Origin of the sequence: Nocardia sp. NPDC051570, from assembly GCF_044454005.1 — a bacterium.
Lineage (GTDB): Bacteria > Actinomycetota > Actinomycetes > Mycobacteriales > Mycobacteriaceae > Nocardia.
This window is the reverse complement of record NZ_JBITDI010000005.1, coordinates 30,993-55,563: the sequence shown is the minus strand read 5'-3', so window position 1 is coordinate 55,563 and position 24,571 is coordinate 30,993. Positions and strand designations below refer to the sequence as shown.

29 protein-coding genes and 1 tRNA gene are annotated in these 24,571 nt (G+C 65.9%); 20 read left to right on the top strand and 10 right to left on the bottom strand.

What is annotated here, in order from left to right:
• Nucleotides 1-102: 102 nt before the first annotated feature.
• Together gnd and ACIA76_RS13620 are read right to left on the bottom strand one after the other, a co-directional pair.
• Complete coding sequence (gene gnd / locus ACIA76_RS13625) at nucleotides 103-1,131, bottom strand: phosphogluconate dehydrogenase (NAD(+)-dependent, decarboxylating) (protein WP_397152095.1); 1,029 nt, start codon at nucleotides 1,129-1,131, stop codon at nucleotides 103-105.
• 178 nt (nucleotides 1,132-1,309) lie between these two features.
• Nucleotides 1,310-2,395 (bottom strand): DUF4185 domain-containing protein, encoded by a 1,086-nt coding sequence (locus tag ACIA76_RS13620; protein ID WP_397152562.1) that lies wholly within the window; start codon nucleotides 2,393-2,395, stop codon nucleotides 1,310-1,312.
• A 180-nt stretch (nucleotides 2,396-2,575) separates the two neighbouring features.
• Between ACIA76_RS13620 and ACIA76_RS13615 the strand changes: the two genes are divergently transcribed.
• Together ACIA76_RS13615 and ACIA76_RS13610 are read left to right on the top strand one after the other, a co-directional pair.
• Complete coding sequence (locus ACIA76_RS13615; RefSeq protein WP_397152094.1) at nucleotides 2,576-3,727, top strand: diguanylate cyclase domain-containing protein; 1,152 nt, start codon at nucleotides 2,576-2,578, stop codon at nucleotides 3,725-3,727.
• Nucleotides 3,728-3,848: 121 nt separating this feature from the next.
• Complete coding sequence (locus ACIA76_RS13610; protein ID WP_397152093.1) at nucleotides 3,849-5,012, top strand: GGDEF domain-containing protein; 1,164 nt, start codon at nucleotides 3,849-3,851, stop codon at nucleotides 5,010-5,012.
• On the opposite strand, the gene ACIA76_RS13605 is transcribed toward ACIA76_RS13610, so the two are convergent.
• Complete coding sequence (locus ACIA76_RS13605; RefSeq protein ID WP_397152561.1) at nucleotides 4,984-6,810, bottom strand: acyl-CoA dehydrogenase; 1,827 nt, start codon at nucleotides 6,808-6,810, stop codon at nucleotides 4,984-4,986. The genes ACIA76_RS13610 and ACIA76_RS13605 overlap by 29 nt on opposite strands.
• Before the next feature lie 434 nt (nucleotides 6,811-7,244).
• Here ACIA76_RS13605 and ACIA76_RS13600 point away from each other — a divergent pair, with 434 nt between their 5' ends.
• The gene (locus ACIA76_RS13600; protein ID WP_397152092.1) at nucleotides 7,245-7,850 is read left to right on the top strand and encodes an alpha/beta family hydrolase; all 606 of its coding nucleotides are present in this window, start codon (nucleotides 7,245-7,247) and stop codon (nucleotides 7,848-7,850) included.
• A 1-nt stretch (nucleotide 7,851) separates the two neighbouring features.
• Here the strand turns inward: ACIA76_RS13600 and ACIA76_RS13595 are convergent, their stop codons facing one another.
• From ACIA76_RS13595 to ACIA76_RS13580, 4 genes are all read right to left on the bottom strand, one after another.
• Nucleotides 7,852-8,550, bottom strand: a complete 699-nt coding sequence (locus ACIA76_RS13595; protein WP_397152091.1) for a class I SAM-dependent methyltransferase — start codon at nucleotides 8,548-8,550, stop codon at nucleotides 7,852-7,854.
• A gap of 23 nt (nucleotides 8,551-8,573) precedes the next feature.
• Complete coding sequence (locus tag ACIA76_RS13590) at nucleotides 8,574-9,677, bottom strand: DUF4185 domain-containing protein (protein ID WP_397152560.1); 1,104 nt, start codon at nucleotides 9,675-9,677, stop codon at nucleotides 8,574-8,576.
• Between the two features lie 192 nt (nucleotides 9,678-9,869).
• Nucleotides 9,870-10,613: a crotonase/enoyl-CoA hydratase family protein gene (locus tag ACIA76_RS13585; protein WP_397152090.1), complete on the bottom strand. Its 744-nt coding sequence runs from the start codon at nucleotides 10,611-10,613 to the stop codon at nucleotides 9,870-9,872.
• Nucleotides 10,610-11,392, bottom strand: a complete 783-nt coding sequence (locus tag ACIA76_RS13580) for an alpha/beta fold hydrolase (RefSeq protein ID WP_397152089.1) — start codon at nucleotides 11,390-11,392, stop codon at nucleotides 10,610-10,612. The genes ACIA76_RS13585 and ACIA76_RS13580 overlap by 4 nt, the downstream gene beginning before the upstream one ends.
• Nucleotides 11,393-11,624: 232 nt before the next feature.
• On the opposite strand from ACIA76_RS13580, the gene ACIA76_RS13575 reads away from it, so the two are divergent.
• The 5 genes from ACIA76_RS13575 (at nucleotide 11,625) to ACIA76_RS13555 (ending at nucleotide 14,857) form a co-directional block, all read left to right on the top strand.
• The gene (locus ACIA76_RS13575; protein WP_397152088.1) at nucleotides 11,625-11,849 is read left to right on the top strand and encodes a hypothetical protein; all 225 of its coding nucleotides are present in this window, start codon (nucleotides 11,625-11,627) and stop codon (nucleotides 11,847-11,849) included.
• Entirely contained in the window at nucleotides 11,836-12,132 is a 297-nt protein-coding gene (locus ACIA76_RS13570; RefSeq protein WP_397152087.1) for a hypothetical protein, read from the top strand. The genes ACIA76_RS13575 and ACIA76_RS13570 overlap by 14 nt, the downstream gene beginning before the upstream one ends.
• A 93-nt stretch (nucleotides 12,133-12,225) precedes the next feature.
• Complete coding sequence (locus tag ACIA76_RS13565) at nucleotides 12,226-12,555, top strand: hypothetical protein (protein WP_397152086.1); 330 nt, start codon at nucleotides 12,226-12,228, stop codon at nucleotides 12,553-12,555.
• Between the two features lie 16 nt (nucleotides 12,556-12,571).
• Nucleotides 12,572-13,108: a YdcF family protein gene (locus tag ACIA76_RS13560; protein WP_397152085.1), complete on the top strand. Its 537-nt coding sequence runs from the start codon at nucleotides 12,572-12,574 to the stop codon at nucleotides 13,106-13,108.
• A 105-nt stretch (nucleotides 13,109-13,213) separates the two neighbouring features.
• On the top strand, nucleotides 13,214-14,857 hold the full coding sequence (locus ACIA76_RS13555; RefSeq protein WP_397152084.1) for a purine-cytosine permease family protein: 1,644 nt from the start codon (nucleotides 13,214-13,216) through the stop codon (nucleotides 14,855-14,857).
• Nucleotides 14,858-14,882: 25 nt separating this feature from the next.
• On the opposite strand, the gene dcd is transcribed toward ACIA76_RS13555, so the two are convergent.
• Complete coding sequence (gene dcd / locus ACIA76_RS13550; RefSeq protein WP_397152083.1) at nucleotides 14,883-15,461, bottom strand: dCTP deaminase; 579 nt, start codon at nucleotides 15,459-15,461, stop codon at nucleotides 14,883-14,885.
• An 80-nt stretch (nucleotides 15,462-15,541) separates the two neighbouring features.
• On the opposite strand from dcd, the gene ACIA76_RS13545 reads away from it, so the two are divergent.
• Entirely contained in the window at nucleotides 15,542-16,153 is a 612-nt protein-coding gene (locus tag ACIA76_RS13545) for a trimeric intracellular cation channel family protein (protein ID WP_397152082.1), read from the top strand.
• Between the two features lie 210 nt (nucleotides 16,154-16,363).
• Nucleotides 16,364-17,107 carry a helix-turn-helix domain-containing protein gene (locus tag ACIA76_RS13540; protein ID WP_397152081.1) on the top strand — a complete coding sequence of 248 codons (744 nt, stop codon included), beginning with the start codon at nucleotides 16,364-16,366 and terminating at the stop codon, nucleotides 17,105-17,107.
• Here ACIA76_RS13540 and ACIA76_RS13535 read toward each other — a convergent pair.
• On the bottom strand, nucleotides 17,081-17,467 hold the full coding sequence (locus tag ACIA76_RS13535) for a hypothetical protein (RefSeq protein WP_397152080.1): 387 nt from the start codon (nucleotides 17,465-17,467) through the stop codon (nucleotides 17,081-17,083). The two genes, ACIA76_RS13540 and ACIA76_RS13535, sit on opposite strands and share 27 nt — an antisense overlap.
• Nucleotides 17,468-17,648: 181 nt before the next feature.
• Here ACIA76_RS13535 and ACIA76_RS13530 point away from each other — a divergent pair, with 181 nt between their 5' ends.
• The 10 genes from ACIA76_RS13530 (at nucleotide 17,649) to ACIA76_RS13485 (ending at nucleotide 23,601) form a co-directional block, all read left to right on the top strand.
• Complete coding sequence (locus ACIA76_RS13530) at nucleotides 17,649-18,257, top strand: 2'-5' RNA ligase family protein (protein WP_397152079.1); 609 nt, start codon at nucleotides 17,649-17,651, stop codon at nucleotides 18,255-18,257.
• An 83-nt stretch (nucleotides 18,258-18,340) separates the two neighbouring features.
• Nucleotides 18,341-18,414: transfer RNA gene (locus ACIA76_RS13525), tRNA-Gly, on the top strand.
• A 350-nt stretch (nucleotides 18,415-18,764) separates the two neighbouring features.
• Nucleotides 18,765-18,944, top strand: coding sequence for a hypothetical protein (locus tag ACIA76_RS13520; protein ID WP_397152078.1), 180 nt, complete (start codon nucleotides 18,765-18,767; stop codon nucleotides 18,942-18,944).
• A gap of 119 nt (nucleotides 18,945-19,063) precedes the next feature.
• The gene (locus tag ACIA76_RS13515; RefSeq protein WP_397152077.1) at nucleotides 19,064-19,318 is read left to right on the top strand and encodes a hypothetical protein; all 255 of its coding nucleotides are present in this window, start codon (nucleotides 19,064-19,066) and stop codon (nucleotides 19,316-19,318) included.
• A 76-nt stretch (nucleotides 19,319-19,394) separates the two neighbouring features.
• Complete coding sequence (locus ACIA76_RS13510) at nucleotides 19,395-19,628, top strand: hypothetical protein (protein WP_397152076.1); 234 nt, start codon at nucleotides 19,395-19,397, stop codon at nucleotides 19,626-19,628.
• Nucleotides 19,629-19,711: 83 nt separating this feature from the next.
• The gene (locus tag ACIA76_RS13505) at nucleotides 19,712-19,948 is read left to right on the top strand and encodes a hypothetical protein (RefSeq protein WP_397152075.1); all 237 of its coding nucleotides are present in this window, start codon (nucleotides 19,712-19,714) and stop codon (nucleotides 19,946-19,948) included.
• Nucleotides 19,949-20,019: 71 nt separating this feature from the next.
• Entirely contained in the window at nucleotides 20,020-20,730 is a 711-nt protein-coding gene (locus tag ACIA76_RS13500; RefSeq protein WP_397152074.1) for a DUF2786 domain-containing protein, read from the top strand.
• A gap of 90 nt (nucleotides 20,731-20,820) precedes the next feature.
• Nucleotides 20,821-22,479, top strand: coding sequence for a UvrD-helicase domain-containing protein (locus ACIA76_RS13495; protein ID WP_397152073.1), 1,659 nt, complete (start codon nucleotides 20,821-20,823; stop codon nucleotides 22,477-22,479).
• A gap of 68 nt (nucleotides 22,480-22,547) precedes the next feature.
• Complete coding sequence (locus ACIA76_RS13490) at nucleotides 22,548-22,772, top strand: helix-turn-helix transcriptional regulator (RefSeq protein ID WP_397152072.1); 225 nt, start codon at nucleotides 22,548-22,550, stop codon at nucleotides 22,770-22,772.
• A gap of 37 nt (nucleotides 22,773-22,809) precedes the next feature.
• Nucleotides 22,810-23,601, top strand: coding sequence for a DUF2637 domain-containing protein (locus ACIA76_RS13485; protein WP_397152071.1), 792 nt, complete (start codon nucleotides 22,810-22,812; stop codon nucleotides 23,599-23,601).
• 297 nt (nucleotides 23,602-23,898) lie between these two features.
• On the opposite strand, the gene ACIA76_RS13480 is transcribed toward ACIA76_RS13485, so the two are convergent.
• Nucleotides 23,899-24,543, bottom strand: a complete 645-nt coding sequence (locus ACIA76_RS13480; RefSeq protein ID WP_397152070.1) for an ArsR/SmtB family transcription factor — start codon at nucleotides 24,541-24,543, stop codon at nucleotides 23,899-23,901.
• Nucleotides 24,544-24,571: the final 28 nt, after the last annotated feature.

Here is a 24,571-nt window from a genome sequence, read left to right as displayed (position 1 = left end):
GCTGGCGGTGCTGAAGCTCGGGCTACAGGCCCTGCATCTGTCCTGAGAAGCGAAAAGCGAAGGGCGGTGGGATATCCCACCGCCCTTCGCCTCAGCCTGGAATCACTTACCCGGCAGCTCGTTGTGGCCGCCGAACGCCTTACGCATGGCCGAGAGGACCTTATCGGCGTACAGCGCCTCGCCGCGCGAGGAGAAGCGCTGATACAGCGCCGCGGACAGCACCGGCGCGGGCACACCCTCATCGATCGCGGCGTGGATGGTCCAGCGCCCCTCACCGGAGTCGGACACCCGGCCGCCGAAGGTGGACAGCTCCGGATCGGCGTGCAGCGCGGCCGCGGTCAGATCCAGCAGCCACGACGCGACCACCGAGCCGCGGCGCCAGACCTCGGTCACCTCGGGCACATTGATGTCGTACTGGTAGTACTCCGGATTCTCCATCGGTGTCTCCTCGGCGGAATGCGAACCGTCGAGCTCCTTGCCGATATTGGCCTTCGCCAGGATATTCATGCCCTCGGCATAGGCGGCCATGGCGCCGTATTCGATGCCGTTGTGCACCATCTTCACGAAGTGCCCGGCCCCGGCCGGACCGCAGTGCAGATAGCCCTGCTCCGACGGCGTCGGCTCGCCGGTGCGGCCCGGGGTGCGCTCGGCGGCCTCGACGCCCGGCGCGATGGACTTCAGCAGCGGCTCGAGATGCGCCACGGTCTCGGTCTCGCCGCCGATCATCAGGCAGTAGCCGCGCTCCAGGCCCCACACGCCGCCCGAGGTGCCGATGTCGAGGTAGTGAATGCCCTTGGGCTTCAGCGCCTTCGCGCGCTTGATGTCCTCGTGGTAGCGGCTGTTGCCGCCGTCGATGATGATGTCGCCGGGCTCGAGCAGTTCGGCCACCTCGTCGATGACGGCGCCGGTGGCGCCGGCGGGGATCATCACCCAGACGACGCGCGGCGTCTCGAGCTGGGCGACGAAGGTCTTGTAGTCGGTGGCGCCGGTGAAGCTGTCGCCCAGTTCGTCGGTGAATTCCTTGATCTGCTCCTCGTGGCGCGAGTACCCGACCGCGGTGTGCCCGTCACGCACGATGCGCCGCACGATATTGGCGCCCATCCGGCCGAGCCCGATCATTCCCAGCTGCATACTCAATCTCCTCGAGTCGTCCGAGCTCCGGCAGGTCCGAGCTCTCAGGTCGCTGTGCCCGCTTCGATTCTCCCCGAACCCGTGTAACGCCCCGAGCGGGCTGCCGATAATCAGATCGGCTCCGTGCAGTTGCCAGACCCCCGACCCGGCAACCGCACGGGGCCTCTCACGTCGGCGGTCACAGCGGCGAGCGCATCAGCACCACGTTGTACTGGTTGTGAACGCCCAGTGCGAAATACAGATCGCTGCCGGTCTGATACGGATAGATCATCGGCGCGTATGCGGTGGGCAGATCGCGGGCATCGACCAGCACCCGCGGCGGACCCCACGGCCCCTCCGGCGCGGGCGCGGTGCGCAGCACGACCGAGTTGAACGGGTCGGTGGTGAGCATCACATACTGGCCCAGATACTGATTCCACGCGACCGACAGCTCGCCCACCCCGCCGACGATCGGCCTGGCGAGGTTGGCGTCCTTGGGTTTCCACGCGCCGCCGTCCCAGTACTCGTAGGCGTCCCAGTTGGCGACGTCGGCCTCCTTGGCGCGCGCGATGAAACCCGGATTGTCGCGACCCGCCGGGGTGCCGTAGCGATAGACGTAGCCGTCGGCCCGGAGGAAGGCCGCCTGCTGGAAACTCTGGAAGCCGCCATCGTTACCGCGGCGGGTGGTGGGCAGTTGCGCCCAGCTCTGTCCGTCGTCGCCGGAGACGGCCAGCGTCGAGTAGTTGGTATCCCAGTGGCCGTCGGCGCCCCACTGGCGCACCGACATCATGCTCATGTACTGGACGCCGTTCACCGAAACGCCCGCGGTGGGAATGAAGCTGATCTCGATGCCCGGAATCTTGGGACTGGGCAGCGGATTGTCGACGAAGCTCGCGTAGCGGATGCCGTCGGCGGGCAGGAGTCCGGCGGGGCTGCGGTACAAGACATTCGACCGCCACGCCCACAGGCTGCCGGTGAGCAGATTCGGCGCGCCGAGCCCGGCCGTGTCGCCGTAGGCGGTCAGCATCTGGCCGCGGCCGTCGTCCCACATGATGCCCAGATCGGTGCCGAGGACGTTGTTGCCGTCGGTCCGATTCGGGCTGGCCATACCGGTGAGCTGGAAGACCGCCTGGGTGGGTCCGGGCAGATGTGGCAGCCCGTTGGTGCCGTTGAGCACCGGTATCGGATCGACGTCGTTCGGATCGGCGCCGGCGGGCGCTGCCGCCACCGCCACCAGGGCGGTCGCGACGCAAGCTCCGGCAAGCGCGGACAGCGATCGTTTCATCACTCTCATGTCCCTTCCGTGAGGCACGCCGAGCCGTATTCTGCCGCGTTTTCTCGATCGATGCGGAACATGCATCACGTTTCGTCGGGGTCAATTCCGCTCCGGCTAGACTTCACACCGTATTTCCGAGCGTTCGTTCTCCAGCTGGCCCCATGTTTTCCCGACACAGGGCGGTACCCGATGAGCAGCAGTCGTTCGATAGTGCGAGCCTGGTGGCGAGACCGGGTCGACTATCGCTGGCTGCTGGACACTTTCGAATCCCATCATGCGCTCGGGCCGATGCGGATCATGGTCGGTTTCGGCGGCGCGGTGCTGTTGGTGATCACCGTCCTGAGCGCGCTGTCGCGGGCCGGCGTCACCGGGACCGGCGGATTCGTCGTCAGCGGACTGGTGGCCGCGCTGGCCGCGGCGTGGGCGGTGCGCTGGTGGTTCTTCTCCTGGCCGAGTCAGGCCGAATCGCTGATCTGGGTCGCCCTCGCCGATATCGCCTCGCCCGCCAACTGCGTCTTCGAGCAGAATCGGCTCTATGGTGCGCTGGGCGCGATCCTGCTGGTGGTGATCGGCGGCTACGTGACGATCTTCCACGGCCCGCGCGTGCTCGCCCTGCATGTCGGCTGGTCGGTGCTGATGGTGCTGCTGCTGTCGGTGCGAATGGTGCTGGGGGATCAGGAGTTCGGCCGTGACTACGCGCTCGCCGGTGCGGTCGTGCTCATCATGGTCGCCGCGACGGTCGTGGTCCTGCCGCCGCTGCATTTCTGCCACTGGCTGCTGCGCCGGGACGCGCTGTCGGATCCGCTGACCATGCTGTTGAACCGCCGGGGACTCGACTACTACCTGTCCCGCTTCATCACCTCCGGCGCGACGCGCGATTCCCGTGGCGCGTATGTGATCACGCTCGATCTGGATCGCTTCAAGACCGTCAACGACACCTTCGGCCATTCCTTCGGCGATGAGGTCCTGGTCGGCACGGCGGATCGGCTGCGCGGCGCGGCCCCGTCCGGCGCGGTCCTCGCGCGCAACGGCGGCGAGGAGTTCGTGGTGGTCGGGCATCTGTACGAGGAGAGCGTGCGGATGATCGCCGAGCGCCTGCGCCGCGGGGTCGAGGCGATGCATGATCTTCCGGTACGGATCACCGTGAGTGTCGGTGGTGCGATCTCCGATACGGAGCAACTCCTGAGCCAAGGCGCCGAGCAGGCGATCCACAAGTTGCTGCGCCGCTCCGATATCGCGATGTATCGCGCGAAGCGCCTGGGCGGAAACGCGGTGGTCATCGCGGATCCGGAGGGGATGAGCGAGGGTTCGGAGCGGCTGCGTGCGTCCGGACCGGCCTGACTGTCCGACGGTGATCCAGCCCACTGAAGTAGTCGATACGGCGAGTAATAGCTAATCTCGGGTTATTGAAGCGGACTGCCCGATGCCGAGAATTCTGCTGCTGACGTGAGGCGGTGGCCTGATGCCCGACAACAGTGCGATCTTCGGAGTCTGGGTGCGCGACCGGGTCGACTACGACTCGCTGGTCCGGATCCTCGGATCCCATATGGCGCTCGGACCGTTGAAGAACATGATCGGATCCGGCGGCATCGTGATGATGGCGATCACGGCGTTGGCGGCGCTCTCGCCGACGGGACAGAACGGCCCGTGGGGCCTGACCCAGGCCGCCATCGCGGCCACCATCGCCGGGTTGTGGACGCTGCGGTGGTGGTTGTTTCCCTGGCCGCGCGCGGCGGAGTCGCTGGCGTGGGTGGCGTTGATCGACGTCAACATCACCGCCAACAACATCATGGTGTCCGATCGCCTGCTGGGGGCGCTGGGGATCGTTCTGCTGGTGACGATGGGCGGATACGTCACGATCTTCCACGGCCAGCGGATTCTGGGTCTGCACCTGGCCTGGTCGCTGCTGTCGATCGCGGTGGTGACGCTCATGATGACGCTCGGGAGCGGGCACGGGTCGGGCGATATCGCGCTGGGCGTGGGCACCTTCCTGGCCAATGTGGTGGTGCTCATCGTCGTGCTGCCGGTCGTGCAGTTCTGCCACTGGCTGGTGCGGCTGGACGCGCTGTCGGATCCGCTCACCGGATTGTTGAATCGGCGCGGATTGGATTCGTGGGCGCAGCGGCTGTTCGGACCGGGCGCCCGCGGTGAGGCCTATGTGGTGACGCTCGATCTGGATCGGTTCAAACGGGTCAACGACACCTTCGGACATTCCGCCGGCGACGAGGTCCTGATCCGCACGGCCGACTGCCTGCGCGCCGCGGCGCCGTGCGATGCGGCCGTCGCGCGCACCGGCGGTGAGGAATTCGTGGTCCTGGGTGTCCTGCGCCGGCAGACCGTCGACGCCGTGGCCGAGCGATTGCGGTCCGCGATCGAGACGATGCCGGGCCTCCCGGTCGCCGTCACCGCGAGCGTCGGCGCCGCGGTCGCCGATTCGTCGTCGTATTCCCGCAGGGACCTGTTCCGCCGATCGGATTCGGCCATGTACCGAGCAAAACGTTTGGGCGGCAACACGGTTGAGGTCGCCGAACCCGACCGAACGACGAAGACCCCGTCGCCACAGTGGGCGACGGGGCCTGTGTCCGGGCCTGCCGGAACTAGAAGGCGGCTTCGTCCAGCTCCATGATGTCGTTGTCCAGGTTGGACAGGACGGCGCGGGTCGCGGTCAGCTCGGGCAGCACGTTGCGGGCGAAGAACTGCGCGGTGGCGACCTTGCCCTGGTAGAACGGCTCGGTCGAACCGTTGTCCAGTGCGGCGATCGCGATCTCGGCCTGACGCAGCAGCTGCCAGCCGATCAGCAGATCGCCGACCGAGAGCAGGAACCGCACCGAACCCAGGCCGACCTTGTACAGCTGTGTGGCGTCGGACTGAGCGCCCATCAGGTACCCGGTCAGGGTCGCGGCCATGCCCTGCACATCCTCGAGCGCGGTGGCCAGCAGCTTGCGCTCACCCTTGAGCCGGCCGTTGCCCGCCTCGGAGTCGATGAACTTGCTGATCTGCCCGGCCACATGGCCCAGTGCCACACCGCGATCGCGGGCGATCTTGCGGAAGAAGAAGTCCTGCGCCTGGATCGCGGTGGTGCCCTCGTACAGCGAGTCGATCTTCGAATCGCGGATGTACTGCTCGATCGGGTAGTCCTGCAGGAAGCCCGAACCACCCAGGGTCTGCAGCGATTCGGTCAGGTACTGGTAGGCCCGCTCGGAGCCGACACCCTTGACGATCGGCAGCAGCAGATCGTTCACCCGCGCGGCCAGATCGGCGTCGGCGCCCGAAACCTGCTCGGCGACAACCGGATCCTGATGCGCGGCGGTGTAGAGGTACACCGCGCGCAGACCCTCGGCATACGCCTTCTGCGTGGCCAGGCTGCGGCGCACATCCGGATGGTGGGTGATGGTGACGCGCGGGGCGGCCTTATCGGTCATCTTGGTCAGATCCGCACCCTGCACGCGCTGCTTGGCGTACTCCAGCGCGTTCAGGTAACCGGTCGACAGGGTCGAGATGGCCTTGGTGCCCACCATCATTCGAGCGTGCTCGATGACGTCGAACATCTGCGCGATGCCGTCGTGCACCTCGCCGACCAGCCAGCCCTTGGCCGGAATACCGTGGCCGCCGAAGGTGACCTCACAGGTGGCCGAGACCTTCAGGCCCATCTTGTGTTCGACGTTGGTGACGAAGGCGCCGTTGCGCTCGCCCAGCTCGCCGGTCTCGTGGTCGAAGTGGAACTTCGGTACGAAGAACAGCGACAGACCCTTGGTGCCCGGGCCGGCGCCCTCGGGGCGGGCCAGCACCAGATGCATGATGTTCGGGAACAGGTCGTCGGCGTCGGCCGAGGTGATGAACCGCTTCACACCCTCGATATGCCAGGTGCCGTCCTCCTGCTGGACCGCCTTGGTGCGGCCCGCGCCGACATCGGAACCGGCATCGGGCTCGGTCAGCACCATGGTGGCGCCCCAGCCCTGCTCGGCGGCGATCTTCGCCCAGCCCTTCTGCTCTTCGGTGGCGTTGTTGTAGAAGATGTTCGCGAAGCCCGGACCCGCGGCGTACATGAACGCGGCCGGCTGCGCACCGAGGATCAGCTCCGCGATGGCCCAGTAGGCGGTGCGCGGGAAGGCGAGGCCGCCCAGCTCCTCGTCGATACCCAGCTTGTCCCAGCCGCCCTCCTGCAGAGTGCGGTAGCTCTTCTTGAACGACTCCGGCAGCGTGACGCTGTGGGTGTTCGGATCGAAGACCGGCGGGTTGCGGTCGGCATCGGCGAAGGACTCGCCCAGCGGACCCTCGGCCAGGCGACGAACCTCGTTGATCATCTCCTTGACCGTGTCGGTATCCAGATCGCCGAAGGCGCCGGAATCGAGAAGCGATCCGAGGCCGAGCACCTCGAAGAGGTTGAACTCCAGGTCGCGGACGTTGCTCTTGTAGTGACCCATGTCTGTACTCACTCTCCGTTGAGTCGGTGCGGTCGGAGGACTGTTCCGTTCCCGCCCACTGTGTTTCCACCGGGTAGCGGGTCGGAGGTCCGCCTACTACTCGCGGGTAACTTACACCGTATATTACCGACGGGTAATGGGCAGTCCAAGGCTCTGACGGCGGATGTGACGCGAAGAACAAGCCCCATCCGCCCCGCCCGTCTCGAGTCGCAGGTCCCGCCCCTTTCCCCTGCGCGCGGACCCCTTCCCGTGCTGGCGGGTTCCTCCCCGGTTCTTTGCGGGCGGACCCCTCCCCTGCGGGCGGATTCCTCCCCGATCCCTTGCCGGCGTATCCCGCCCCTGACCCCTGTGGGCGGGTCTCCTCCTGTCCCATGTGGACGGGTCCCTCCTGTCCCTTGTCCGGACGAAGTCCGGGCAAGGGTTACGGTGACCCCGTGCGCATCGAAACGAGTGCGGGACCTGCGGAGATCGAACTCGACCGCCCCACAGCGGCGGCACTGTTGCTGCTACTGACCCATGGATCCGGCGGCGGAGTCGACGCCAAGGATCTGCTGGCCGTCCGCGACCGCGCGGTCGATCTCGGCATGGCGGTGGCCCGCGTGACCCAGCCCTATCGAGTGGCCGGCCGCCGCGCGCCCGGCTCGGCGACCGTGCAGGATGCGGCCTGGCTGGAAATCGTTGCCGCACTGCGGAAGAAGGTGCGCGGGGTGCCGCTGGTCCAGGGTGGCCGCAGTAACGGCGCGCGAGTCGCCTGCCGGACGGCCGTCGAGGTCGGGGCGAAAGGCGTTCTCGCGCTGTCGTTCCCGCTGCATCCGCCGGGCAAACCGGAGAAGACCCGTCGCGACGAGCTGCTGGCGGCCTCCGAACACGTCGACGTCGTGGTCATCAACGGCGCCCGCGATCCGTTCGGCATTCCCGATCCGGCCGATGCCGCCGAGGTGAAAATCATTCCCGCACAGCCGCATTCCTTCCGTGCGGGCTTCGACGACATCGCCGCGACCGTCGAACCCTGGCTGCGCCGCTGGGCGGCCGCGGGCTGACTCACTCGGTGAGTGCGGCCTGCTCCTCGAGATCGGGGATCAGGCGGGTGGCGATCACGAGCGCGTCGATGGCATCGCGCCCCTCGGTGGCCCGCGGCACGCGATCGGCCACCCGCACCCGCATATGCTCCCCGGCCGCGGCCAGATCGCCCACGACATCCTCGGGTGTGAACAGGATCGACGGATCCTGCGGTCCGCCATGGCCTTCGGTGAGATTGCGGGAATCGTGCCCGAGCACCAGCAGGGTCCCGCCGGGGGAGAGCCGCTCGGCGGCCTGCGTCAGCACCGCGCGGCGCGGCGCGGCGGGAAGATGCAGGAAGACCATGAGGATCAGTTCGAACGGCCCGCTCACCCCGGCCGCCTCCAGATCCGTCACATCGGCGCACTGCCAGGAGATGCGCCCGCGCACCGACCGCGACAGCCGCGTGGCGACCGTCCGCCCCTTATCGATCGCGACCTGCGAGAAATCCACCGCCCGCACCTGCCAGCCGTGCGTGGCGAGCCACACCGCGTTGCGCCCCTCCCCGCACGCCAGATCCAGCGCGCGGGGCAGGGCGGGCGGTTCGGCGCCGGGCTCGTCGGGCTGCAGCTGAATCCGCCGGTCGAGCCCGTACACATGCTCGACGACGGTCGCGTTCGGCGGCGCGCCCCAGACCAGCTCGCTCTGTGAATACCGGGTGTCCCACTCCGCCGCATCCATGCCGCCGAGTGTATGTGCCGCGCCTACAGCGTTGTTCGCATCAGCAGAACGTTGTACTGACTGTGGACCGTGGTGAGGAAGTAGAGATCGCGTCCGGTCTGATACGGGAAGATCGAGGGCGCGTAGGCGGTGGGCAGCTCGCGGGTATCGATCAACACCTCCGGCGGGCTCCACGGACCCTCGGGGGAGGAGGCGCGGCGCATCACCACCGAATTCCACGGGTCGGTGGTGAGCATCAGATACTGACCCAGATACTGATTCCACATCACCGACAGCTCGCCCACCCCCGCGGCAATGGGCGCCGCGGCATTCGGATCGCCCTTACGCCACCGCTCGCCGTCCCAGTACTCGTATTCGCCGAGGTTCTGGATGTCATGCTCGCGCACCCGCGAGATATAGGCGAATTGGTTACGCCCCGAGGGGGTTCCGTATTCGTAGACGAATCCGCCGTCCTTCACGAAGGAGTTCATCTGGAAGTTCGAATTGCCACCCTCATCGGGCCGCCGCGTGAAGGCCAGATCGGCCCAGGTTTCCCCGTTGTCGGCGGATGCGGCCAGGCCCGAGTAATTGGTCGTCCATTGCCCGACCTCATCCCAGCTCTGCACCGACATCAGGCTCATGTACTGCACCCCGTCCACCGCGATACCGGCGGTCGGAATTCGACTGATCTCGAGGAATGGGATCTTCGGGCTGGGAATCAGATCGCGGGCCTGACCGACTCCGTCGCGGACCACGCTGTCGAAGTAGATGCCGTTGGCCGGGTCTTGGGTATGGCTGCGCAGCAGCACATTCGATCGCCACGCCCAGACGCTGCCGGACAGCAGATTCGGAAAGCCCACCCCGGCGGTATCGCCGAAGGCGGTGAGCATTTGCCCCTCGCCGTTGTCCCACATGATGCCCAGGTCGGTGCCGAGCACATTGTTGTTCTCGGTGTGGTTGGGGCTGGCCATTCCGGTCACCTGGAATATCGCGCGGGCGCGCCCCGGCAGCTGCGGCAGTCCGCTGCTGCCGTTGAGCACCGGAATCGGATTGATGGCATTGGGATTCGCTACGGCAGGCGGGCACACGGTGAGGAGCAAGGCCGAGGCACCCGCTACCGATAGCAGAATGGATCCGGTCTTGGTCAAGGTCGATGGGCCTTCCGGGATCTCGCCGATCCGGTGCGGCCCCACCTGAAGATCTGTGACACCGCACACGATCATCGACTTGGCTGGCAATTGTGAAAATGCTAACAGCGCGCCGAGATCCCGCGGGGTTTCACGCTCCGAGGTTTTGGGTATTAAAGAAAAATTTTTATACGGAAGGACCAGACGCCGACGTCAGCGGCGGCCGAGGGCCTGCCGTATCAGGAGCGGTAACTGAGTGGCGCGCTCGATACCGAGCGTGCGCAGGGTTCCGCTCTGCCAACTGCGGTCGAACAATCGTTTGGCGGCGGCCACCGCATGCGGCGAACGGGCCGCGATTCGCTCGGCGAGCTTATCCGCGGCGGCGTGCGGATCCGCGGTCACCTCGGTAACCAATCCGATTCGCTCGGCATAGGCGGCGTCCACCGGATCGGCGGTCATGGTCAACAGCAACGCCTTATCGATTCCGATCAGCCGGGACAGCGTCGCGGCCCCGGTCATATCCGGAATGAGGCCGTGGCGGACCTCCATAACCGAGAAATCGGCGTCGGGCGTGGCGAATCGGAAGTCGGCCGACAGCGCCAATTGCAATCCGCCGCCGTAGCAATGGCCATGCACCGCGGCGATGACCGGCTGCGGCAGCCGCCGCCATGCCCAGCACGCCTCCTGGAATGCGTTGGTCCCGCGCCACGGCAGCGGTACGAAGTTGCGCACGATGGTCAGCGGATCGCCGGCGGCCTTCGCGATATCGAGACCACTGGAGAAGCTGGGGCCGTTGCCGGACAGGATGACCGCGCGGACATTGTCGCGCCCGCCGATCTCGCCTGCCGCCCGCGCCAGATCCCGCAGCATCGGAATGGTCAGGCCGTTGTGCTTATCGGGCCGGTCCAGCGCGACGAGCGCGCGGTCACCGTCGAAGGTCAGGGATACGTTGCTCATAGCGATCTCTCTGTCGTCTCCAGGAGGATCTTCGCGCATCCGGGGGGATCGTCATAGAACGGGGTGTGGCCGCTGCCCTGCAATGTGTGGTGACGAGCATGCGGCAACCGGGTGCGGGCGCGGCGGCTCTGAGTGGCGTAGGTGAGCAGGATATCGCGATTGCCCCATGCGATGGTGACCGGAATTCGGGCCAGCCGCCCGGCGTCCTGAAGCCGCGCCTGGTCGAAAGAGGCCAGGGCGGGGGAGAATCCGGGCGAATCCATCGCCCCGTCGGCGGTGTCGAGGGCGATGCGGGTGCGCACCGCCCAGGCCCGGCCGAACACCAATCCCAGAAACGCGGTTCGCCCCGCGGCCGTGCCGAGGATCGTCGGCAGCGCGGGCCGCGTCAGCAACGCCAGATCCTTCGAACGCCCCAGCGCCTGCTGACACCAGATCCGCCCCGCCCGCGACCAGAACCCGATCGGCGAAAACGCGGTCACACTGCGCGCGAGCCCCCGCCCCCCGAGATTCAACGAGATCAGCCCGCCCATCGAATTCCCCGCCAGATGCGGCCTGTCCAGACCCTGCTCGACGAGAAATGCGGCCAGCGCATCGGTGAGCTCGTCCACCGTGGTCCGCTCGAGCATCCGAGACTCCCCGAACCCCGGCAGATCCACCGCCACCACATCGAACCGCCCCGCCAACCTCTCGATGACCGGCTCCCACACCTGCCACCGACTACCGACCCCATGCACCAGAACAAGCGGCTCCCCCCGCCCGACCCGATGGTGGTTCAACATCCTCGACTCCCCGCGCATTAGGTGATCGAGCCCACACTAACAACAATTGGCATCCGGCCAACACCACCCTTGACCGGACTTCGTCCGGTCAAGGGACATGGGAGGGCCCGTAGGTCCAGGGACATGGGAGGGCCCGTAGGTCCAGGGGCATGGGAGGACCCGTAGGAGGCACCCTCTTGTCCCTTGCCGCGGAGCGCGGCGCAGCGGTGAGGGGAGCGGTACGATAAAAGGTATGGCAACTCGTAAGGTGACGTTATCCCTGGACGAGGCGGCCTGGTCGTATGCCGAGCAGGCCGCTGCGCGGGCGGGGATATCGCCGTCCGCCTGGATATCGCGGGCCGCCCGCCGTGAGGCCGTGCGTACCGGATGTGGGCCGGTGTCCGATGCGGCCGCCCTCGCGGCCGCCGACGAAGCGGAGCTGCGGGCCGCCGAGAAGGAGATGCGTGCGCAGGGGTGAACTGTGGATCTACAACCCGCACGGTTCGACACGGCGTCGCAATATCGTCCTGATCTCGAGTGACGGCATCAACGAGTCACCGCGCCCCTGGCTGATCGCGGCCGAGGTCGAGGACACCGACCCGAACGATATTCTCGCGGTGACCATCCCGGGCCACGGCTGGGTGCATGCGGGAAATCTGGGCCGCATCTACCGCGGCTGGCTCGCCGAACGGGTGGGCGAGATCGATCCCGACACCGCCGAGCTCCTCGATACGGCGCTGCGCGCGGCCATGGATCTGTGACCCACGTCTGTTGCCGTGCCACGTGATACGGCAGGATCACCACGGCGGTGCTCGCGCTACCGCTGCCGACCATTCGCGAGAATCGAGGAACAGTTGAGGATTTCGCTGATCGCCGCAGCATTCGTCGCCCTGCCGCTGCTGGCGGCCTGCGGTGGCTCCGATCACAAGGACTCCCAGCCGCAGATCACCCAGACCGATGTCTCCAAGTCCTTGCAGTCCGGCGGTCTGCAGGCCAACCTGGCCGACTGCGCGGCGAAACACTTTGTCGACGCCGGTATTTCGCAGGACGGCCTGCGCACCATGACCAAATCCAATGCGGCCGCCCCGACCGGCGATCCGGGCACGGGTATGAGCAAGGAGGATGCGGACAAGGCCCGCGGGGCCGCGCAGAAGATCGCCACCGAATGCTTCAATCCCAACTGATCCTCTGATCGGGCGGATGCGGAGGCGGTACGTCGTCCGAGCCGCGGTACCGGTGATCGGTATCGCGGTATGGGTCGCGGCGCTGTGGCCGGTCTACGTGCGTCCGCGGATCGACGCTCCGATGCCGGCCGATGCCATCGTGGTTCTGGGCGGGGCACATGACGGCCGCGAGGAGCTGGCCCTGCGGCTGGCCCGTGACGGCTATGCGCCCCGGGTACTGTTCTCCGATCCCTACGAGCACAGCGCGCTGATGAACCGGATCTGCCACGGTGGATACCGGTTCGAGGTCGACTGCTTCGATCCCGACCCGCGCACGACCCGCGGTGAGGGCCGGGAATTGGCGGCCCGGGCCCGGGCGGGCGGCTGGCGTCGAGTGATCGTGGTGACCTTCACCCCGCACGTTTCCCGGGCCCGCTATGTGCTCGGAAAGTGTTGGGACGGTGAGCTTCTCATGGTGGTCGCGCATCCACATATCTCGCCACTACGGTGGGCCTACCAGTACGTCTATCAATCGGCCGGGTACGTCAGGGCGGCCGTCGAGAGCTGCCTGTGATGTGACGTAACGCATCCTTAACTGTCCGGCAAAAGTGACTCTACATTCACCCATGACTCTCGAATTCCGAACCCCGCTCGCGACGGGTGGGAGTGAGGAGTGCAAATGGTCGACGTGCAGCCGCGGCAGGCGAATTCGGTCGCCGCGACGAAGGAGACGCTCGAGGACTACACGCTGCGTTTCGCGCCGCGTAGTTACCGCAAATGGAGCCCGGCGGTGGTCGGTGTCTCCGCATTGGGCGGCATCGCCTACCTGGCCGACTTCTCCATCGGCGCGAATATCGGCATCGCCAACGGCACCGGTAACGCCCTGCTGGGCATCGGTATCTTCGCGGTCGTGGTCATGCTCACCGGATTTCCGCTGGCCTACTATGCCGCCCGCTACAACATCGACCTGGACCTCATCACCCGCGGCAGCGGATTCGGCTACTACGGCTCGGTGATCACCAATCTGGTGTTCGCCTCGTTCACCTTCATCTTCTTCGCCACCGAGGGCTCGATCATGGCGCAGGGCCTGAATCTGGGTCTGCACATCCCGCTGTGGCTGGGCTATCTGGTGTCGACGCTGCTGATCTTCCCGCTGGTCATCTACGGCATGAACACCCTCGCCAAGTTGCAGGTGTGGACCACCCCGCTGTGGTTGCTGCTGATGGTGCTGCCGTTCGTCTTTCTCGTGGTGCGCCACCCGAATTCGGTCGGATCGTTCTTCGCCTACGGCGGCAAGGACGGTAATGCCGTGAGCGTCGCGGGCATGCTGGGGGCGGCCGGTGTATGCCTGTCGCTGATCGCCCAGATCGCCGAGCAGATCGACTATCTGCGCTTCATGCCGCCGAGAACCCCGGAGAACTCCCGCAAATGGTGGGGCTGGATGCTACTGGCCGGACCGGGATGGGTGGTCTTCGGTGCGATCAAACAGGTGGTCGGTCTGTTCCTGGCGGTCTACCTGATCGCGAATCTGCCTGGTGCACAGGATATCGCGAATCAGCCGGTGCATCAGTTCCTGGAGATCTACCGCGATATGGTTCCGTCTTGGCTGGCGATGACGCTCGCGGTGGTGCTGGTGGTGATCAGCCAGATCAAAATCAATGTGACCAACGCGTATTCGGGCTCGCTGGCGTGGACGAACTCCTTCACCCGGGTCACCAAGACCTATCCCGGGCGCCTGGTATTCCTCGGCCTGAATCTGGCGATCGCGCTGATCCTGATGGAAGCCAACATGTTCGACTTCCTCAACAACATCCTCGGCTTCTACGCCAACTGTGGCATCGCCTGGATCGTCACCGTCGCAACGGATATCGCGGTCAACAAGTATCTGCTGAAGATCTCCCCGAAGCAGCCGGAGTTCCGCCGGGGCATGCTCTACAACGTGAATCCCGTGGGGCCGGTGAGCTTCGGTCTGTCGGCGGTGCTGTCGATCATGACATTCTTCGGCGTCTTCGGCGCGACCCTGAAGCCGTATTCGCCGATCGTCGCGGTCGTCGTCGCATTCGCCGCGACGCCGCTCATGGCCCTGGCCACCAAGGGCCGCTACTACCTGCGCCGCACCGGCGACGGTATCGAACTGCCGATGCACGACGAGCACGGCAACCCGTCGGGCGAGACGCTGACCTGCCATGTCACCGGAATCGACTTCGAACGCCCCGACATGATCGCCTCGGCGGTTCCGGGACCCGCCGGCGAGATCCAGTACATCAGCTCGCTGGCGCTGTCCACCGACAAGTCCGGCGCACACGTGCTACCGCCGCGCTGAGGGCGCCCGCAGGGCGCGCCGCGATTCAGGAAGGGTTCGACCGGGAGAAGTTCAGATAGGCGCGCGACGGGGTGGGTCCGCGCTGGCCCTGATACTTGGATCCGGCCGCGGCGCTCCCGTACGGATTCTCCGCCGGACTGGACAACCGGAACAGGCACAGCTGACCGATCTTCATCCCCGGCCAGAGCGTGATCGGAAGATTCGCCACATTCGACAGTTCCAGGGTGATGTGCCCGCTGAATCCGGGATCGATGAATCCGGCCGTGGAATGGGTGAGCAGGCCGAGGCGGCCCAGGCTCGACTTCCCCTCCAGCCGCCCGGCCAGATCGGTGGGCAGCGAGCACACCTCGAGGGTCGAGCCCAGCACGAACTCGCCCGGGTGCAGCACGAACGGCTCACCGTCAGCGGGTTCCACGAGGGTGGTCAGCTCGTCCTGTCGCTGTGCCGGATCGATATGGGTGTAGCGAGTGTTGTTGAACACCCGGAACATCCGATCCAGCCGCACATCGATACTCGACGGCTGCACCAGCTTCTCGTCGAACGGCTCCAGCCCGAGCCGGCCAGCGGCCAGTTCGGCACGAATATCGCGATCGGAAAGCAGCACGTCGACAGAGCGTAGTGCGTCTACCTCGGCGCCGGGCATCGGGGAGCGGGCCGCCGAAAGGTTGCTGACATCATGTGCGCATGCTGCACGTGCTGTATCTGGTCGGTGTCGCGGCCTTTGCCGCGAGCGGGGTGCTGGCCGCGTATCGAGCCAATATGGATCCGTTCGGCGGTCTCGCCCTGGCATTCGCGGCGTCGATCTCCGGCGGCACGCTCCGGGATGTGATCCTCGGGCGATACCCGCTGTACTGGACCCACGATTGGGTGCTGTTGACCGTGATCGGCGGGGTCGGGTTCGCGACCATCGCCTATCTGCGGTTCTGGACGCTGCCGCGGAAATCGCTGCTGGTGGTCGATGCCATCGGCCTGGCGGTGGTGACGGTGATCGGTGCCCGCGCGGCAATCGAGGCGGGCGCGACTCCCGTGGCCGTAATCATCTTGTCGGTGATGACCGGCGTAACCGGCGAGGTCGTCCGCGACGTGCTGTGCGGCGAATTCCCACCCTTGCTGCTGCGCGAGGACGTCTACGCCATCGCCGCCCTGATCGGCGCCGTGTGCTACCTCTGCATGCATCAGCTGGGCTCGGGCCCGGGCCCGGCGGCGATGGTCTCGGCCGGATTGGTCTTCGCTCTGCGCATGGCGGCCGTCTACTTCGGCTTGCACCTGCCCCGCCCCCAGCGGCACAAGCCGTAATCCCCTGGGCCGCACGACCCCGGCCCGGGTCGGCGCAGCCGACGGGGCGGACGCCCGGCTCTCCCCTCCGGTGAGCCGGACGCCCGCCCCGACCCCCGGTTCGGGCCAGGCTCGTTTGCCTGACCGCCTACAGCATTGGATAGTTGCCGAGCTGGAGTCAACGGTTGCGACCCGTACAGATTGTCCGGGTCGGAGTAAGGGATCTTTTCGATGTCGTCAGTTCGGAACTTGGGCTCCTACGTCCGCGAGTTCAGGATCAATGCCAAGCTCACGCAGGGTGAACTGGCCAAAATGGTCGCGATCTCCGAGGAGACCCTTTCGGCCATCGAGCGCAACAAACGCCCCATCACCCAGAGCGTGCTCGCCGCGCTGCTCACCGCCCTGAAAATCGAACCGACGCAGGCACGGGCTTTTACCAATCTGTACAGCAATCCGCAGTTGCCGGATTACGACGAACCCATCCCGCATGAGATGTCGGCGCTGGAAGCCATTTCGACCCCCGCGTTCTATCAGGACGTACGTACCTGGCGGGTGACGGCGGCGAATGCCGCCGCCCGCCAGGCGGTCCCAGGCCTGGGACCGGGCAACACCATCGTGGAATGGCTGCTGCTGGATCCGGTCTCCCGAGAGGTGATCGTCGAATGGGAACAGTTCGCGCATAACTTCGTGTATTCGCTGAAGGTGATGCCGACGGGGTTTATGGCCCAGGATGTATACGAGTCGATCATCCGCGCCTGCAGTCGGGCCCCGGGGTGGCATGACATGTGGAACAATCAGCCCGAAAACCTCGGAGCAATGCGGTTTCTCACTCACATCGATCCCATCACCCGCGCCACGCGGCAGTATCACATCACCTCGTTCACCCTGCAGTTCCCACGGTCGGGATGGTGGCTGTGGATGGTGAGCCCGGTCGTCGGCGAGGACGACTCATCCGAGCCACTGGGTGATGGCTGACCCCCATTCCTTGTTCCTGGTGCTCTCCAGAAACTCCTTGCGATCGATCAACAAATAGATCACCCCGGCCGGTGCGGTATTCAGAATCAGCGGTTTACCGGAATCCAGCAACCCACCGATGAACCGCCCGTACAGATCGGTGTATTTCCGTTCCACCGCAGCGATATCCGTCCGTCGCAACACAAGATCGCCCCCGTCTCCCCAGTCCGACAACACCAATGCGTCCCCGGCGAGCGTGATCGGTCCCCGTCGATGGAACAACGCCTTCTGACTGATCAGCCCCGCCGCTTTGTCCACACCCCCGCTCTCCTCCAGCTCCGCCGCGCTGGCCCCGATGTACACACCCGATTTCCCGGTCATCGCCGCCACCTCCCTGTCGTCCGGCCCTCGCACAGCCATCGTCTCGCCGCCACACCCCGGCCGACATCGCCCTGAAGTCGTACCGCCCGAAGGATTCTCGGCACCCCGGTATCGTTCTCGGGACGTACCGCCCGCTGCCGAGAGTGGTAGCGCATACCCGCACGCCATAGGATCCGTTTCCGTGCGGAACTTCTTCGAATCGACCCATTTCGACTGGCCGGAACTTCACGGCTCACTGCATGTCTACGTCTTCCCGGACACCGGGTTCACGACCGCGGTGCAGCCCGCGATCGACGCGATCGCCGAATTCGACGGTTGCGCCGCAGTGCAGCCCCGCTGGCAGCATGCGACGGTGACTCGAATCCCGTGGTGGCACAACGAAGTAGCCGGTGATCGACTCGACCGGTTCACCGCGGCGCTCGCCGCCATCGCCGCGGACAGCTCCCCGTTCGCGCTCCCGATGACCGGACCCTGGTTCCACGAACTGGGCGTTGGAATGGCCACCGCCGAGGACCCGCAATGGAAACAGCTCCTGAGCGCCGTCCGCACCACTGCCGCAGAGGTTTTCGGACCGGACCGCCCGCTGCCCCCGCCTCCGGCGATGCCCCACGTCTCGCTCGGCTACGGCATCGCCGACCGGGACTCGGCAGCACTGGAGCACGCTCTGTCGACCATCCGGACCCCGGCCACACTCCCGGTGAACACGCTGCATTTCCTGTCGGTCCACGCGAATCCGACCGAGGGCACCTTCACGTGGGACCCGATCTCATCGCACGTCCTCGAGCCTTAGCCGCAGCTCGCGACGTCTTACCTGGGAAGTTGGCTCCCGCCTCGACGCTTCTGCTAATCTCTGTCGAGCGCCCACAGGGCAGCGCCGGTGTAGTTTAGTGGTAGAACATCAGCTTCCCAAGCTGAGAGTGCGAGTTCGATTCTCGTCACCGGCTCCACGTCAAAACCCCTCTCTACGAGGGGTTTTAATGTTTTGGCCACCCGATCCGCCACGGCGGGTGTGATGCCAGGTGTGAGGGTTCCCTTCCTGCTCGGTCCTGGTGTGACGAAGCGACTTTCGCGCTACCTCTCAACGTTACCGCCGTGTGGCACGTATCCCAGGACTGCCAGCCCATCGAGATCTTTTCGCCGCGACCGATGGCATGGTTCCCGTGCTGCCCGGCCATCCCCACCTCGATCAATCCGCATCCTATATCGCCTGCTTGCGCCGTACATTAGACTAATGTACATTCACATGTGGCAACAACGCCATGGGGGCCGCCACCCCCGCAACGAAGGGAACCAACCCATGAACACTCGATACACCGTCGTACGCACCGTTAGCGGCGTCGCCGACATCCGTCACACCGTGGCGGACTACCGCACCGCGACTGCCACCGTTGCCGGACTTCGCGGATTCGATATGGCCAACTACGGAACGCGCCCCGGTCACATCGGATATGCGATCGCGCCGACCGTGAGGTCGTAAAGGCCCTGTTTGTGCCGTACATTAATATAATGTATTCTGATCATGTACGGCACAACGGGGCCGCCACCCCGACCGTAGCCCGAAAGGAACCAGAGATGCTCTAGCCGAGCACACCCATCTTGACCGCGTACGAAGCCGGGAGCGGTGAGGTCAAGCTAGGCACCGCGACCGACTACACCATCGAACAAGTCTTGTTCAGCGAACTAAGAGTCGGCGATCAGGTCGTCGTCATGTGGGGCACGCCGGGCGTGTATCTCGCCACGATCACCCGTCACGAAGGGGACTTCGCCATCGCCGACGACACGAACTGGCACGACCTCGAGTTGCGGCCAGCGTGCGACGGCAGCCTGGAATGGCGGTTCACCCGCCGCTGACAAGTTAGGCCGGGGTCCGGAGCCCCGGCCAATCAGACACCCGCCCGGCCGCCACCGGGATTCGAAAGGAACCAGAATGCAGCTGACACACACGGCCGAGTGGCAAGACCTCGGCCCGGGCAGTTCGCTCGAAATCGCCGACTACTTCGGCCTAGTCGGATACGTGCACCGCGAGGGTGCATTCATCTGGCTCGTCGCGTTAAACGTCGGCCCGACGATCATCGACAAGGGGTTTCGTGAGGACGAGCTCGACGCACGAGACGCAGCCGAGGACGCGATCCGCGAACACAACGCCAAGGCGAATCCCTAATCCAGTCCAGTTCAGGTCGGGCCTGTGTGTCAGGCCCGATCACCCCATCACGGGGCCGCCACCTCGAACCGAGAGGGACCACAATGCAACTCGTTTACAGCGCCGAATGGCACGACCACAGCTCTGTCGGCAGCACGGTCGCTATCAGCCAATACGTCGGCAGGGTCGAGTTCTCGTCCTACCGCTGGTCATACCTGTGGACCGTCGAATACGGCGAGGACGCGGCAATCATCGAGCTGGGCCGCTGCGGCGATGACGCCGAAGCGCGAGACGCCGTCGAGAAGGCCATCCGTGCACACGCCGAGTTGAACGTTCGATAACCCACACGAAGACCTGGGGCCGCCACCCCTACACGACTGCCGCCGTCGAAACCCGAAGGGAACCAACGAAGATGACCCATGCGTCCGGCCAGGACATGTTCGACAAGGTCCGCAAGCTCCTCGCGAAAGCCGAGAGCGTCGCAGGCACCCCCGAGGCAGATGCCCTCACCGCCAAGGCGTTCGAGCTGATCGCCAAGTACGGCATCGACGAAGCCCAAGCCCGCCAGCGCAGCGGCCAAGGCCCTGCCCCGATCGAAATGGCACGCTTCACGCTCGGCGGCCAGTATCAGCGCGAGCAGGCATTCCTGTTCCATATCCTCGCCCGCGAATTGCACTGCGAACCGTTGATGCTGGGCGACTACAGCAGCCAAATTGCCTACGGCACAGCCGGACACATCGAACGCCTGCGAGTCCTGTTCGCCACCCTGTGCCCGCAGATGCTCGCCGGAGCCGCCCGCCAACGCCCCAACAGCCATGCCAGCGTTGGAGTGAAGGCATACCGGATGTCCTGGATGCGCGGCTTCTACACCGGAGTCGGAGCCCGCCTCCGGGAAGCGGAGAGCACCGCAGCCACGGAATCGGAGCCCAGCGCCGCGCTGGTGTTGATGGACGATGCCAAGCGCGCCGCCGCTGCCTTCGAAGCCGAAAACAGCGGGCAGTACGCCGACGTCAAGCACCGCTCCCGGCACGACAGCAACGCCGCATCCGCTGGCGCCGCTGCCGCCCAGCGCGTGAACCTCGGACAAACCGGCGTCGGCGGCCAACGCGCCCTCAGCCGGTAACCCATCCCAGCGCCACCCAGGCCGGGCCTGCCCGTCAGGCCCGGCCACCCATCACGGGGCCGCCACCCCACACCCGAGAGGAACCACACCATGAGCGCATTCGCACCTACCGCCGAACAGCTGCACATTCACGACCTGTTCAAGACCGGCCAGCCGATCCGCGTCCGCGCTGGAGCGGGCACCGGCAAGACCACCACGCTCACCCAGCTCGCCGAGATCGTTCAGTCCCAAGAGCGCGCCGGCCTGTACATCGCCTTCAACAAGTCCATCGCGCAGGAGGCGGAAGCCAAGTTCCCCGAATGCATCTCGGCATCGACCGCACACGCCCTCGCGTACCGGAGTCTCGCGAAGACCCGGCACGCGCCGCTGCTGAACCGGATGCGCAGGGGTGCTCGCATCCCGATCGGTGAGACCGGCACACTGCTGAATGTCGATCGGTTCCTCGCGCACGTGGGCGGCGAGACCTTCACCCTCACCGAGTACGAAGTCACCCGGCACGCGCTCGGCGCGGTCGACCGATTCTGCAAGAGCGCGGACCCGGAACTGACCAAGCGGCATATCGCTCGCATCCCGGGCATGGACGACCGCGACCTGCACAGCCAGCTCGTTAAGTTCGTCTACCCAGTCGCACAAGCCATTTGGGCCGATCTGCAGGACCCTTATGGGACTGCGGTCGCATTCGGGCATTCCCACTATCTGAAGCTGTTCGCCCTGGAGCGGCCGAAGGTCGGCCCGGACGGCGGAGTCGTTCTGTTGGACGAAGCGCAGGACACGAGCCCGGTCCTCGCGGGCATTATCGACGACCAGGCACATTTGCAGCTCGTGGCCGTCGGCGACCAGGCCCAGGCCATCTATGGCTTCACTGGCGCGACCGACTACATGACGCAGGTCAGCGACGCTGTCGAGGGCCGCCTCACCCAGTCGTGGAGGTTCGGTCAGCCGGTTGCGGACGCCGCGAACACGCTGCTGGCCCGGCTCGGCGACGATCTGCGGTTGACCGGAAACCCCGGTCGCGCAAGCGTTGTCGATCACGCCGCGAGCGGGCTACGCGTCACCCTGGCCCGGACCAACGCCACGGCCATCGAACATGTGATGGCGGCCCAGTCGGCCGGACGCCGCGTGCATCTCATGGGCGACAACCGCTACGCCGTCCAGTTCTGCTACGACGCCGCCCTGTTGATGAACGAGCAACGGCGGGGGTCGACGAGGCCGCGTCTCGCCGACCTGGCGGCGTTCCGTACTTGGGAACAGGTTGTCGAGCACGCCAACGACTCGACCGATTCGGCGGACTGGAAAGTACTTGTGACGCTGATCGACAAGTATGGGACGGCGAAGGTGCGTGCCGCACTGGGTGGCGTAGTGAGCGAGGACGACGCGGACGTGATCGTCGCGACGGCACACAAGGCCAAGGGGCGCGAATGGCCAAGCGTGCACCTCGCCTCGGACCTGGCTGAGGGCGTCGAGGCTGCGGCTGAAGCGATTCGGCAGTCCGAGGCGTGGATCGGCGACGAAGGCCGGTTGCGGGTCACCCCGACGGGGGAGGAGGTGTCGAAGCATGTGCACGACTGGCGGGTACGTCGCTCCAATGACGGGCAGTCACCGGAGGAAGCGTTGCGTCGCAGCACGAAACGGCTCAAGGACGAATTGATGTTGGCCTATGTCGCCACAACCCGTGCTCAGAACGTGCTCAATCCTGGCGGCCTGATCGCCGCGACGCCCGCTGTCGTGAAGGCACCCGCAGCAGCGTGACTGTCTACAGCTCCGAACGGCCCCGTACACTCGGTGGATGTACGCCACGACGTCGTAAGGAGCCCTCGTTGACCACGCCCGCAGCGGATGATCCGAGCCGCTGGTGGACAAGCCAGCAATGCGCCGACTACCTCAAGGTCAAGGTGACCACCTGGAATTCCTACGTAAACCGGCCGACGAAGTCTCACCCCGCGCCGAAGCCGATCCGTTATATCGGTAACAAGCCGGTGTGGGATTCGCTGGAGGTCATCGAGTGGGACAAGACAAGGCCCGGAAGTCCGATCAGTGCATAGAGCTGGCCGCCACCAGCGCCCGAAAGGAACCAATCCGATGCTCTCCCCTTCCCGGACAGCTGCTGTAGGCACGGTCATCATCGCCGCGCTCTCGTCGGTCCTGTCGTTCGCCGCGCTCAGCGATGTAGCCCGCCGGTCTGGCGTCGCGGTCCCTGTCCTGTGGCCGCTCATTGTCGATGGCCTGATCCTGGTCGCCACGGTCGCTGTGGTCGCTATCCAAGGCTCGGCGTACGCATGGACGATGCTCGGGTCCGGCGCGGCCGTCTCGATCGCTGGCAACGTTCTCGACGCGATCACTCCAGAAGGGCCGATGCCCGCGCAGATCGCCGCGCTTGTCGCGGCGGTCCCGCCGGTCGCGCTCGTCGCCGTGACGCACCTGACCGTGCACCTGGCGCGTCATGCGTCAGCGACGCGCCGTGCCGTGTCGCCGACAGAAAGCGCCGCACAAGGGGAGTCGGCCCAACCGCTGGCGCCGATGGAATATGAGCCCCCGGATCAGTGCCCAGCTGAGTACTCCAGCCCGCGGAGCGTCGCACCCCGGTGCCAAGACGACGCACCCGCGTGCGACGATGACGCGGAAGCTGTTGCGCCCGAGTCATTGACGGAGCCGTACGCGCCTGCGGTCCAGGAGCGCCTCGCTGCGTCAGGCACCGACGAGCGGACCGTCGTTCCCGATGCGTCACGCGAACCGCGTGATGTCGCAGAGGAATTGATGTGCGCGACCGACCTGTCCAACTACGCCATTGCCGATCGTGTCGGCGTCTCGGAGGCAAGTGTGCGCCGCTGGCGGAAAGCCCTGATCACAGCCAGTGTCGCATCTAGCCGGTGACTGAGTATCGGTGCATTTCTCGGCCGCTGCTGTGGTCGATTCTCGAAGTCGGCTGCATGCCTTCCGAAGTCGTGCTCACAGGTCCGGCCTACCAATGCCCAGGGGAGCGCCTTGACCACCAGGTGGGGAGCTGTCGATCATGACGAGCACGAACCATTGCAATGCGACGGTCGAGATCCGAGGATCGGTCAGCGGAACGAGCCATGGCAGCCAGGAGCCGGTGCAACCATCGGAAGGACCGTGTGCCGGGTATGTTATGGACGTCCGAACCTCTTCGGTTACAACGCATCTCCGTTCCTAGCGTTCGCCGGGGACTGGGCCGGCGCCTGTGGGCGGCACATCCAGCTCGGGTAGCAGATGCATAATGACCGAGACCCGTTCGGCCTCCTCGGGAGCGCTCGCTGTCGCTTCCGGCGTATCTCGGCGGTAGCGAGCGATGACCGCATACAGCTCCTGGCCCAGGGCCTCCGCCTCGTCGGAGGTGAGCCGCAGGGCCCAGTCGCTCATGCCGAAGGCGTCCTGCCACACGCGGGGCATCGTCAGTAGCTCGTTGAGCGTCCGCTGAGTGTCCAGGGCGTGGGTGGCGGCGACGGACTGGATGTAGGCGAACGTGGCCTCGGGCTCCTGCTCGGTCAGCTCGGTGTTGTCGAATTGCGTCGTCTGATGCGCTGCACGCCACCAGCGCTCGCGCGCATTACCGCGTTCGGTGTCCTCCTCGACGAAACCGGCCGCACCGAGCTGGCGCAGATGGTAGCTGGCGGTACCGGAATTGACGCCCAGCCGTTCCGCGAGGCGGGTAGCCGTCGACGGGCCGTACCTCCGCAGCAACCCCACCAACTGCACGCGCACCGGGTGCGCCAACACGCGCAGCCCCTTCGCATCCAGAACAACCACGCCTGCTTCGACTTTCGAGCCATCCGGTCCCGTGTTCGCGTCAGTCACACCGCACACTGTAAACCGCAAACAGTCC